Source organism: Bartonella sp. OT172YNZD, from assembly GCF_042193725.1.
Taxonomy (GTDB): Bacteria; Pseudomonadota; Alphaproteobacteria; order Rhizobiales; family Rhizobiaceae; genus Bartonella; species Bartonella grahamii_A.
Genome location: NZ_JBHILZ010000002.1, coordinates 62,247 through 75,427 on the forward strand (window position 1 = coordinate 62,247; position 13,181 = coordinate 75,427).

The following is a 13,181-nucleotide window of genomic DNA, read 5'->3' on the forward strand; positions in this document are numbered from 1 at the left end:
ACATATTTTCAACCTTAGATTGCAAACAATCCTTCTTAAAAATCTCCTTATCTCATAAAAAACTATTCTTTACAGTTTTTTAAATATTTTTTGATCAAGAAAGGGTATACAGTTTATTATGAAAAGCGAATCTGCATACTTTAAAAAATTGTTCTCTGAACCTTCATTAAAGACCTTTAAAAACAATCATACATTTAACGATAACTAAAAAATGACCATATAATTAGAAACTATAGCGTACACCTAAAATACCCTGAAGGGACTGTTTTGTTTTACGTCCTTTAACATAATGTGCCTCACCATATAACTTTAACTTCTCACCCACTAAACTGCTCAAACCTACACCTAACTTACCTGCATTCCCCGATAAGTCAGTGGTAAATAGATGCCGTTGATTAATCAATGTATGGTTGTCATCTTTATTCTCACGCAACCATGCTGCTGTAATATACGCAAGTGATGAGGAATCCATGCGAAAACCAAATTCATATCCTAAAGATAAGCCAACCTCACTGCGTAATGAAGTGAATGGACGCATGTCACCTATCATGTCATTCGATAACTTGATTTCTTTACCCTCAACTTGCAACCATGTAAATTGTCCATAAGGCTGCAACCAACTGCTCTTTGACGTCTTAAGTCGATAACCTACTTCAAAGGAGGTGCCCACCGCCCATTGTCTATAACTTCCTTCAATCCCTAAACCGTTCGTTGAAACTGCCTTTAGAGTATTCTGATAATGATTATATTTTAAAATACCATCTAAATACCATCCACTATGATCCAAATAAGTGACATAAGCGCCAATGCCATAAGTATTGATACCGCTCATACCACCCCGTGCATGTGCAATGCGTGCGCGGTCATAACTACCAAAACCCCCTATATAAAATTCTCCATTTTTCCACTCGCTTACACTATTGATCCCTAAAACAATACCTGTCTGATCCAACTTAAAATCTATATGCTCTGTAGCAATACTCTCTTTAGACTTGATCGCATAGGTCCATAAAGCTGCATTCTTTTTACTTTTATCTAGAATTCCTCTTCCCACACGCACGGTTTGCATTTCATTGTGAAAAACCATTGCTGGAGCCACAGACATAGACAATACCGCATCTGTAGAGGGAGTGGTTAAAAAGTGAGAAACTGAAAGCGTCTCATCTAATTGTGGAGAAGGTTGTTCTTCATGAACTGGACGCAAAATCATTTGATCGGCTAAAGATTGAGAAGATTCTGAAACAGCAGCCTGTTGCTTTCCATCAGAAAAATGAGGAAGACTTGCTAGATATGCTCCTCCAAAAACTTGACTTCCAAGAGTTGAAACAGCTAGAGATATGGAAGTCGGAGATTTTTGCCTTAAGTTTTGGCGGTTTTCTCTTCGATGTGGCAACTTAATAGCATGCTCTTTTGTAACTGTAATAGTTGAAAGAGAAGAAACTGATTGATTTTGATTTAAATGCCGCGCAGATCTGCTCCTATTACGTGGCAAACTGTTGAGAAATGAAACATTATCAATAAATACCGCAGATAAATACCAAACTGTTTCACCTCTATCCTCATCAATTCTCTTTTTTAAACCATACGTATAGGTTCCGCCATCAATAGTTTTAACACTTGCACCAGAAAAGCTTCTCAGGGTAAAATGTGCTCCTCCACTTTGATCAACAATTAAATCAAGTTCTGTTGAAGAAGGATCAACAATTTCAATACCAGAATCTACAATATTTATTGTGTAAGATCCACGGCCATTCTTGATAAAGAGATAATCACCCTCTCCTTCTGCAATGCTGATATTAAAATCGAAATGTAGACTTCCCTAAAGATTATCAATATAAAGCTTAGAGTAATGTAAATCGGATTCTGTAGAAGTAAAAATAATATTTCCCACACCGCTTAGCTTCTTAATATAGGTTTCTGTGTTTCCATATCCATTAGAAATAGAGTATAATTTAGCGTTTTCTCCCTCTAAATTAATATCGTCTACTGTTGTCTGATAATTTTTATCTTCAGTATAAAAGCTATTATTTCCAGTATAAAGATGGATTTGTCCTAAATCATGAATCTTTATTTTTCCTTCCAACATCGCACCAGCAAAAACCCATGAATTGGCTTCTTCTTTAATTGTTAGATTTTTTACAATGCTACCAGCATGAACTTCTTGAGCAGCATGGCGGTGTAAAGTCACAATATCCGCCTCTCCCGCTGTATCCCACCCGCGAAAACCTCAGTATTCACGGCTAACCCACTACTTTTTTGTACAAAATCATCATCTGCAAACCATTTAGCAAGAGTTTGGATTCCTCCACTCATTACTTTTGTTCTCACAGCCATCCCATCATCATATACATTCTGCTGTCCCGGCGTATCACCTTGACCATAAAGTGTCGTGTTATAAGTGCTGCTCACCACAATTTCACCATTTACAAGAACCATCTCCGACAACAAACTGCTCACCACCATAAATTTCAGCTCTCAATGCGGATCCTCCTCCCACCACTCTTTGTTTTCCACCCTCATAAATAATTGTAAATTCTGAGATATCCTGTTCCCCTACAATCTCTAAACCACCATTTTCAATTGTCGTATTCTTACTAAAACCACCAGTCTCAACATAGAGTGCTGCAGTTTCTTGGACCGTATTATTAATGGATAATTTAAAATCATCCGTTTCTCCATCACCAGTAATATAAACTATGCTATTGTCACCGAGTACAGAGCTTTGCAAAATTTTTTCACCTGTACCAGTAATAAAATCCTCTGCATAAAAACTAAAATCACCTATATAAGAATTGGCTATAGAATCTTCCGAAGAAGAAACAGAATTTTCTTGCTCAAAAGATTTATCTATAGGCAACTCCGTATGAGATAGAGGAAAAATAGGTGTAGCAATTTTTTCCGATGTAGATGGTGTCGATAAAAACCAAATCTTTCCACCGTTATGATCTTTTTTCTTTAGAGCGTACATGTAGACTCCATTATCAACAGTAGCTATCTCTTCACCCCAAAAATCTATCAGAGTAAAATGCGCATTTCCGCTTTGATTATGAATTAAATCAAGCTCCAAAACTAAGTTCTGATTTTGTAAAAGAGAATTGGTCATTTCAACACCAGAATCGATAACGCTTATGGTGTGATAACCTGCTCCTTTTTTTATAAGAAGATAATCACCGCGCTGTTCTGGAAAATTAGTATTAAACCTAAAATGTAAATTACCTGAAAGATTACCGACCTCAAGTTTAGAGTAATGTGGATTCAACGCGGTAGAAGTAAAAATAACGCATCCATTCCCGCTTAAATCCTCAATCAAAGAGCTTTCACCATCCATCTTAGAAGCAATAGAGTATAATGTGGTATCTCTGCCATTTAAAACAATTTTTTCTACTTCAGGATGAGATCGCTCAGCACCAGCATAAAGATAAATACGTCCAGAATCATGAATCATGGTGTTTCCTTCTAATGTTGCACCAGCATGTAACCACGATTGTGCTTGATCCTTAATCGTTAAATCTTTTACATAGCCTCCTAAATCTATTGCTTGAAAAGCATTCCCTTGTAAGAGAACACCAATCGCGATTCCTCCCGCTAAAACGTGTTGTTCTCCACCAGAAAAGATCTTCGTATCAAATGCAAAACTGCTATAATGGTCTAGATCTTCTTCTACAAAAAGATTTTGTACCCCTCCTTCCATAATCTTTGTGCTAAAAACCTCTCCATCATCATACACATTCTGATATCCTAGCACTCCATTTTTACCAGAAACAACAGTGTCATAAGCGCTACTCCTTATCATCTCACCTTTGATATCAGACTTTCCTGAAACAAACTGCTCACCACCGTAAATTTTAGCCCCTTCAGCTTTCCCTCCATCTTCAACCTTTTGTTTTCCCCCTCTCTTAACTGTACTATCCTGTGATGTTCTAATAAGCTCAGTACCACCTCTTTGAATTTTCGTATACAAGCTAAAACCACCGTTATAAATGGAAAGCTTTCCGCCATCTTTAACTATGTTACTAATTGAAATTTCTCCATTACTATCAACTTCCTCACTATTACTATCAAAGTAAGGATCAGCAATTGTAACAATCATTCCCTTTTCAATTCTGAGCTCTGTGAGATCATTCGATAATGAAGCCATAGCAGATGGTTGTAAGCTAAAATCAGAAAATAAAGAGTTATTTGCCTCATCAACAGCATAATTCGCATCTAAATACCAAATTTTACCATCGCTCTCATTTTTTCTATGTTTCAAACTGTACATGTAGGTTCGGCCATCAATAGCTCTGATTTTTTCACCAAAAGTGTTTGTCAGAGTAAAATGAGCGTTTCCACTATGATCAGAAATTAATTTAAGCTTTTTGTGGGAAGGGGTGGTGACCTCACCCCCAGAATCGATAATACTTATTGTATGATAACCTGAACCACTTTCTTTAATAACAAGATAATCACTAAGATGCTTGACAAAGTTTACATTAAAATCAAAATGTAAAGAACCTGATAGATCATCAATATTAAGCTAGAGTAATGCTTATCAAACCCAGAAGACGTAAAAATAACTCTGCCACTTCCAGTTAAATTCTGGATATTAACCTGAGAAAAGTATCGTTATTTTCAGGTGCAATAGAGTATAGCTTGGCATTTTCTCCATTTAAAATAAGATTTTCTACTTCCGTAACAGCTTCACCATTCTCAGCATAAAAATAATAGACACTTTGTAGTCCTAGGATTCCATCTTCAGCATAAATTTCGGTGTTATAAGCACTACTTTCCTTCTCTTTACGCGACAAACCAGTTCCAAGGACCTCCTTACCCAAAATAATCTGATCCCCACCATAAATTTTAGCCCCCTCAGCATTTGCACCACTCTCAATTGTCTGATCCCTGCTAACACTTACTGCATCAATGTAGAGTTTTCCATCTTCTTGAAACGTATTATTGATGGAATAGCCTGCATCTTTATATTTAAAGCTATTTATTTTAGAATCTTCAGAGTCACGGTTAGTAATATAGACAGTAGCACCATCACTTATTATTAAATTTGTGAGTACTTCAAAGAATAGGTTTTCTAATCTCTTCCTTTCCTTTTCTGAAGGCTTACTTCCTTCTACTGTTTGTTTATTCTCTATCCTTTTTGATCTCCCCCTTTTTTCTTTTAATCCCCTCACTTCCGATAACAACTTTCTTGTCTCTTCTAGATGTTCACTGATACTTACTGGTGGTAATAACTTTTCTTTTGGTATCGTTACTCCATCCGCACTCGCAATCTTGACAAAAAAACCACTGGTCATTAATGCACAAAAACTTAATTTCAATTTGCGTTGCATTATTCACATTCCATAATTTCAAATTTAAATTCCCCCATTTAGAAAAAAGTGCATAGACCAAAACAACACAATGCAATTGCTCAACTTCATCTTTTTTAAGACAACAAAGCATTCGATGGATTAAACTCTGACAGATCAAATATACACCCTGTGTTTTAAAATGCATGCACAACTAAAAGATTTAAATTTTTTAGATACCTTTAAAAAGTGTTATAATTACATCTATGAAAAATATTTTTGAGATACCAAAGACTGATCTATAAATAAGATTGATCCCTCAATAGATAAAAATGGCATTAAACATTAGAGGAAACAGTAATGCCGAATGAGAGCAGCCTTTATGTCCACATATTCCATTTTCATCCCTACAGTATTTAAAACAATGTCTTTATTCTATTTAACTTGGATAATCTAGAGAACACTTATTCATGCTCATCAGTCCATAACCATTGTTCTAATATATAAGAAACGTCATAATATCGACTCGACAGTGATTTGAAATTTTTATAATTATAGCCAGTTAATTCATCATTTGATTTGTCATATACTGAAAGGGACATTTTATTCATGTCTATAAACTTAGAAATGCAAGGTACAAGCAACAGAAATTCTCCTCGTCGCATTTTGTTTGCAAGCCTTATTGGCCCAACAATTGAATTCTTTGATTTCTATGTCTTTGCCACTGCCGCAGCTCTCATATTTCCTCATGTGTTTTTTCCAACACAAAATGATCAGATTGCCATTTTACAATCTTTTCTGATCTTTGGAGCGGCCTTTTTTGCCCGCCCCTTTGGATCAATTGTTTTTGGACATTTTGGAGATAAAATTGGAAGAAAAGCAACACTTATTGCTTCTCTTCTCACAATGGGTCTTTCAACAGTCATTATTGGTTTTCTTCCTACTTATGAAACCGCCGGGTGGTTTGCTCCTTTCCTCTTAACCTTGTGCCGTATTGGACAGGGAATGGGATTAGGAGGAGAATGGGGAGGAGCTGTTTTGCTCGCAACAGAAAATGCCCCTCCAGAAAAACGCGGCTGGTACGCGATGTTCCCTCAATTGGGCGTTCCAATCGGTTTATTTTTATCTATTGCTGTTTATTTAGGTCTGTTGTATTTCCTTGATCATAAGGAACTTTTAGCTTGGGGATGGCGCATTCCTTTTATTGCTTCAGTTGTTTTTATGATTATAGGATTATGGGTCCGTCTTTCAATCAATGAAACTGCTCAATTCAAAAAAACTCTTGAAAGTAAAGAACGTGTTAAAGTTCCTATCCTGGATGTCTTTTTAAAATGTCCTCGAATCCTATTTCTTGGCATATTTTCTGGTATGGCAACATTTGTTTTGTTTTACTTAGTCACTGCATATTTGTTAAGCTACTCAACAAACCATCTGCAATTGCCATTTTATCAAGCTCTTCAAGTCGAAATTGTTGGTGCTGTTTTCTGTGGAATTTTTACTGTCATCACTGGAAGACTCGCTGATCGTATTAGACGTAGGACTTTGATGATTTGGATTACAATCATCACCGGTATCTATTCTTTTGCAATTCCTTATTTCTTAAATTCTGGAGTTATAGGAGTTCTTGCAATGTCTGTTATCGGTTTGTCTATCATGGGGATGATATACAGTCCTCTTGGTGCTGTTTTGGCTTCACCATACCCAACAGCAATTCGATATACTGGTTCTTCTATTACTTTTAACTTATCAGGTATCGTAGGAGCCTCTCTTGCGCCTTATATTGCAGAATATCTGGTACAACATTTTGATACATCTTATATCGGTTATTATTTGCTTCTTGCTTCTTTTATTTCACTGATTTGCTTCGTCGGATTTACAGATGATGAAATATCCAACTAAAATATAATAAAGAAGCATAAAATAAGTACTGGCAGCAAAAATGCTGCCAGTTTCATTTTTAAAGACATGGGTTGCGGTATTTTCCACCATAATATTCCTGCAAACAAGGCACTCAAAAAGAAAAATAAAAAATCTGCAATATTGCTCATATAAGCAACAGTAAACATTCCTGATAGGATATGTGTTGTTCCCAACCACGAAACGCAAAAAAAAGCCAATATCACAGCCCATAAAACAAGCAAAATTCGATCAATTATCATGATGCCGTTTCATTTTTTAATTGTAGGCCATATCTTTAATATGCCTAAAAGAAAAATCACAATAAAAACCCAACGCCCTCCCCCTGATCCTTTCGCAATAAAAAGCGCTGGATTTACTATTCCTACCAATCCTATAAAAATCAGAACAACAGAGATGAAACGCATTAAACCTGTTTTTCCCAACAACGATCTTCAGTCTGTTGCCAATACGTTAAATTATGATTTTCCATTTTATATTTTTTCCACTGTGCACGAACGAGACTCAACTGCTCATCATTTTTACCATCAAATATCACAACAAGCCGTTGATAAGTATCAATATTCGAACATACGGCTCCCTCTATGAGAAAACGAAGCTTTGAATCATTCGGATTTTCTTGTCCTGTCGTCAGAAATACAGGCTGAAAGTTTGAATATCGATCACACTCAGTTCCGTGTCCAATAAATGATTCATCCGCATAAACCCATAAATGCATATCCATAGAATCGCGTTGTTCTTCACTTACACATTGTATTGTTACCTTACCAAAACGAGCCAATGCACGCTCTACAAGCGTTGGCAAAATATCTTTCAGCGTTGACTGCATCAAATGATAGAATAAAATATCCAACCTCTTAAGCCCTCATCACTCTTTAATAAAAATCTAACATCTTTTTTAAAGAAACTTTCATACCCCCAATATAAAAAGAAACCGTTCAAGATATAAACCCTCTTTTTTGATTAAAATACATTATCTTGTTGAACGTGTCTTTAAAAGACAAAAATTTTTATTTTCAACGTTAATAAAAAAGTTTTTTAAGTTATTTTCTAGATTCTTTGTAGACTATAGTTGAAAATAAAATATAATGTGCGGAAAGTTTAAAGAGGACCTCGTAGGCAATTTCATATTATTTATTCGGTAAAAATATCCAATTTATGGAAGGGTATTTTTTCATACTTTATTACATTTTAACCGAAAGCAGTAAAAATATTTGCTATCGAATTAACGACTGAGGATTTTCCCCAATTTATGCGTATTATTGAGTTCTACATCCTGAAACGTGTCCTTGTTTTGTTTAGTTCTGTCATGATTGCAGCAGTGAGCGTTAGTTGGACAATACAAATTCTTGCACGAATAAACTTTCTCACAACAAGTAAACAAACACTCCTCACAGTCTTACAATTTTCACTCTCATTGATTCCTTCTGTTATTTTTCTTGTCATTCCATTTGCATTAGTGATTGCAGTTACAACCACCCTTTCAGCAATGAATCAAGACTCAGAACTTGCTGTCATTAATGCCTCTGGTTTTCCTAAAAGTACTGTTTTGAAACCTATTCTTCTTCTTGCTATTGTTGCATCCTGTATCTCCTTTTCTATAGCTAATTTTGTTGTTCCTCAAGCGCGTCTTCATATGCGACAAATGCTAGCAAGCGCTCATTTTGATCTTATTAATCTATTCATCAGTGAAGGAAGCTTCCAAAAACTCGCCAATAACCTTTACATAGAAATTGGCGAACGAAATCCAAATGGAACACTTGAACGCCTTTTCATTGCTGACCAGCGTGATCCTAAGACTGATCTTTTTTATTATGCAACAGACGCATCCATTGTGAGCAATAAAAACGGCAGTTTTCTGGTTCTCAATAACGGTGAAATAGAAAGAGTTAACCATCAAAATAACAATGTTTCAATCGTTCAATTTAGCTCATATACTTTTAGCCTAGGGGAGTTTATCCCCAGTGATAAAGCACCTACTCTTTATCCAAAAGATCGGTCTCTTTCTTATTTACAAAACCCTGACCCAAAAGATCCCTACTATCAACGAAAACCACTCCAATATAAAGCTGAGTTTCATCGCAGATTAACACAATGGCTCTACCCTATTGTTTTTTCACTTATTGCATTAGCAACGGCAGGGGATGTATGCTCCCATCGACAAGCTCGTCATTCCGCAAATTTCTCGGCAATTGCCCTTTCTTTTCTAGTGTATTGGATAGGATATTTTTTTGCAGAAAAAGCAAAGAACGACCTTGCATACGTTCCTCTCCTTTATATTACGCCCATAGGGACAATTGCATTTGTCTTTTTTATGCTTTTAACGAATCATAAAATTGGACTCCCTACAAAAGTTAATGAGATTATTCAAATCGCTTTTCAAAAAGTAATGAACAAATTTGAACATCGAAAATCTCAAGATTCCTCGGATGAGATATCATGATTGGGTGGACACTTGGACGATATTTTTTTATACGTTATCTTAAAATAACTTGTTATTTCTGGGGAAGCATTTTTGTTCTTGCTCTCTTAATCGATTTCACAGAGAATTCCGGTAGGCTATCCTCCCTTCCACATTATACAGCAAAAGATGCATTTTTCCTCTCTGTTTTACGCATCCCTTTTATCATGCAACAACTTATCCCTTTCATTGCACTCTTTTCTGCAATGGCAACGCTTATCTCGCTCAATAAAAAACTTGAACTTGTGATGACTCGTTCAATCGGTGTTTCTGCATGGCAATTTCTTATGCCAGCTTGTTTGGGAGCTTTTCTTTTGGGATTGTTTTCAATTCTTCTCATTAATCCACTTGCTGCATGGGGATTTTCTCAAGCAGAAAAAAAGATGACTGAATGGCGCAATAACAATGTACTAACACCTCTTCATAATACAGGTATCCACTGGTTAACACAACGTACACATTTAGGCAGAACAACCATTGGTGCTAAATTTATCACCGACCAAGGACTTTCTCTTCTCGATGTAACCTTTGTACAATACAAGGACAACGCAACTGTCAAAAATTGGATTAACGCCCCAAAAGCAACCTTGACTAATGGATCTTGGCTATTAACAAATGGAACAATCTATAAAATAGGGCATCCTCCTGAAAAATTTACCGTGTTGCAAATAAAAACCAATCTAAAACCTGGGTTTTTAACGGAACGCTTAGTGAATCCTGCAACTATTCCATTTTATCAATTGCCAAAAAAAATTATGATTGCACGTTCATTTGGCTATTCTGCTAATAATTTTGATATGTATTTCCAATCTTTGATTGCATTACCGGCATTGCTTGTGGCAATGACCCTCATTGCAGCAACTGTATCTTTAAATTTTACACGTTTTGGGCAATCTAGAACGTTGATTCTTGGTGGCGTAATAGCTGGGTTCATGCTTTATGTTATTTCCGTACTCGTTCAAGCTTTTGGTAATGCTGGATATATTTCACCAATTATTGCAGCTTGGACACCCGTTGTTATTGCGTTATTCTTAGGAATCTCTTTTTTACTTCATAAAGAGGATGGCTAAGTGAAAGCATTAACGCTTAAAAACATTATTTTAACAAAATTAAGTGCTCTCGCTTTTAAAGGTGTTATGGGAGTTATTTTAGGGGGTGCTTTGTCTTATTGTGCGCACGCTCAAAGCCTTATGTCTCCTTCTCAAAGTCGCATTCAAAATCCGGAACGCCCTCTTTTGCTCTCTGCGGATGAACTCATCTACAATCGTGATGAAAATACTGTTTCTGCACAAGGTAATGTCCAAATCGAATATGATGATAATAAAGTTGTCGCTCAAAAAATTATTTACAATCAAAAAACAGGACGGCTTATAGCACAAGGGAACGTTGAAATTACTCAAAAGGATGGTAATAAAATTTATTCCAACCAAATTGATATGACCAAAGATCTTGGTGAGGGTTTTGTAAATGCCTTACGTATTGATACAGCTAACAATGTTCACTTTTCAGCCCAAAATGCTACACGCAAAAACAATCACATAACAGTCTTTGAAAATGCAACCTATACAGCTTGTGAACCTTGCTCTTATAAACCAGATAGAGACGTCCTATGGAAAATTAAAGCAAGAAAGATCATATGGAATAATAGCATTAAAAAAATTCGGTTTGAAAATAGCAGTTTTGAAGTTTTTGGTGTACCGATTCTAAAATTTCCAAATTTTGAGATCTATGATCCAACTGTCAGGCGTGCTAACGGTCTGCTTACTCCTCATTTTTTTTATACTGATTATCTTGGTATGGGGATAAAGAATTCTTATTTTTGGAATCTCGCCCCTCATTATGATTTTACCCTTTCTTCTACCGTTTATACCCAACAAGGGCTTTTAACCGAAGGGGAATGGCGTCAACGTTTAAAAATGGGCAGTTATACTATTCGCTTTGCTCATATATATCAAATGAAACAGCATAGATTTGATAATGATACGATTGATGCACAGCATAAAAACCGTTATATGCTGGCAACAAAGGGGGGCTTTCGTATTAATTCCCACTGGACTTATGGATGGGATATCCTTGCACAATCAGATCGACATTTTAGTCGTGCTTATAAACTTGAAAACTATAGCAATCCTATACAACTTTCTCAGTTCTATCTTAATGGTCTTGCAGGAAAAAATTATTTTGATATGCGTTTTTATCATTTTAAAGTTCAAGATTCAATATTGAATGATCCTCATTATGAACGTCATTCTCGGCAAGCGTGGGTCTTCCCACGCATCGATTATTTTTTTACACCAGATGAACCCATTTATAATGGAGAGCTTACCTTCCATAGTAATATGCAATCAATTTATCGTCGTCATGCTGACTTCAGTTCTACCGACCAGAATGGAAACCCTCTCAACATAAGACTTTCTGGTATGGCTGGAAATAGTTTGCGTTTAACAAACGAGCTACAGTGGAAAAAGCGCTTCAACACGTACAATGGACTCATCTTAACCCCCCTTCTCTCTCTACGAGCTGATATCCTTACAACCAATGCAAACGAAAATCATACAGCTTCTATAGAAAACAATGCCTTATCTGCAATTCATGGTACAACAATTCGTGGCATGGCAACAGCAGGGTTGGAACTACGCTATCCCTTCCTCATTACAGCTGATCATTCTACACATATTATAGAACCAACCGCACAAATTTTTATACGCAATAATGAACAATATATTGGACAAATTCCTAATGAAGATGCTCAAAGCTTTGTCTTTGATGCAATCACTCTCTTTCAACGAGACAAATTTTCTGGTTATGATCGTGTAGAAGGTGGCACAAGAGTCAATATAGGTCTAAGATATTCTGGAAGCTTTAATGACAATTGGTCTCTTTATGGTCTCATTGGACAATCCTTTCATCTAGCAGGAAAGAATTCTTTTGCAGAAAAGGACTTTGTCAATGTTGGTATTCATTCTAGCTTAGAGGCAAAACGTTCAGACTATGTTGCAATGTTTGGTGCGACCCATAAAAGTGGTTTTTCCTTAGAAACGCGTGGACGCTTTGACAAAAAAACAGGAAAAATACGCCGTAGTGAAATCGAAGCATCACAAAAATGGCAAAATTTTTGGGCGGCTCTACAATATGCCTATATCGCAAAGCAACCAGATTATGAATATCCTCAAGAGCGCCAAGAAATTTCTTTTCAAACAGGACTTAAACTGGCAGATTATTGGTCCATTAATAGCAACACCGGTTATGATTTAGTATCTGGTACATTTATAAAGCGAGGAATTAGCTTGAATTATACAGATGAATGTTTCGGGCTAACATTCGGTTATCAACAGGTAACGAATCCAGGCAGGAAAACACCTTTGCAAAACTTTAATTTCTCTCTTTCATTGCGTACGATTGCAGATATCAGAAAAAAGATAGATTAATTTATAAAGAGAATGTATCAGTCATTTAACTTATCATTGTTTTTATGAAAGAAAGCGTATATTTTAAGTTGTTGATGAGAATTAATAAACAAT

At 36.1% G+C, this 13,181-nt stretch carries 6 protein-coding genes and 1 pseudogene; 4 read left to right on the forward strand and 3 right to left on the reverse strand.

The annotated features are described in order from the left end of the window. Nucleotides 1-223: 223 nt before the first annotated feature. A pseudogene (gene bafA / locus ACFIJS_RS01175) lies at nucleotides 224-5,324 on the reverse strand (BafA family autotransporter). 567 nt (nucleotides 5,325-5,891) lie between these two features. On the opposite strand from bafA, the gene ACFIJS_RS01180 reads away from it, so the two are divergent. Continuing rightward, nucleotides 5,892-7,181 (forward strand): MFS transporter, encoded by a 1,290-nt coding sequence (locus ACFIJS_RS01180; RefSeq protein WP_375649070.1) that lies wholly within the window; start codon nucleotides 5,892-5,894, stop codon nucleotides 7,179-7,181. Here the strand turns inward: ACFIJS_RS01180 and ACFIJS_RS01185 are convergent. Together ACFIJS_RS01185 and ACFIJS_RS01190 are read right to left on the reverse strand one after the other, a co-directional pair. Continuing rightward, the gene (locus ACFIJS_RS01185) at nucleotides 7,178-7,441 is read right to left on the reverse strand and encodes a hypothetical protein (RefSeq protein WP_375649072.1); all 264 of its coding nucleotides are present in this window, start codon (nucleotides 7,439-7,441) and stop codon (nucleotides 7,178-7,180) included. The two genes, ACFIJS_RS01180 and ACFIJS_RS01185, sit on opposite strands and share 4 nt — an antisense overlap. 164 nt (nucleotides 7,442-7,605) lie before the next feature. Beyond that, nucleotides 7,606-8,052 (reverse strand): DNA polymerase III subunit chi, encoded by a 447-nt coding sequence (locus ACFIJS_RS01190; RefSeq protein WP_375649074.1) that lies wholly within the window; start codon nucleotides 8,050-8,052, stop codon nucleotides 7,606-7,608. A gap of 399 nt (nucleotides 8,053-8,451) precedes the next feature. Between ACFIJS_RS01190 and lptF the strand changes: the two genes are divergently transcribed. The 3 genes from lptF to ACFIJS_RS01205 are packed head-to-tail and all read left to right on the forward strand — an operon-like array spanning nucleotide 8,452 to nucleotide 13,088. After that, nucleotides 8,452-9,642, forward strand: a complete 1,191-nt coding sequence (gene lptF, locus ACFIJS_RS01195) for an LPS export ABC transporter permease LptF (protein WP_375649077.1) — start codon at nucleotides 8,452-8,454, stop codon at nucleotides 9,640-9,642. Beyond that, nucleotides 9,639-10,730 (forward strand): LPS export ABC transporter permease LptG, encoded by a 1,092-nt coding sequence (gene lptG, locus ACFIJS_RS01200; RefSeq protein ID WP_375649079.1) that lies wholly within the window; start codon nucleotides 9,639-9,641, stop codon nucleotides 10,728-10,730. Before lptF ends, lptG begins: the two co-directional genes overlap by 4 nt. After that, nucleotides 10,731-13,088, forward strand: coding sequence for an LPS-assembly protein LptD (locus ACFIJS_RS01205; RefSeq protein ID WP_375649081.1), 2,358 nt, complete (start codon nucleotides 10,731-10,733; stop codon nucleotides 13,086-13,088). It begins immediately after the preceding gene. The last annotated feature ends 93 nt before the right edge of the window (nucleotides 13,089-13,181 follow it).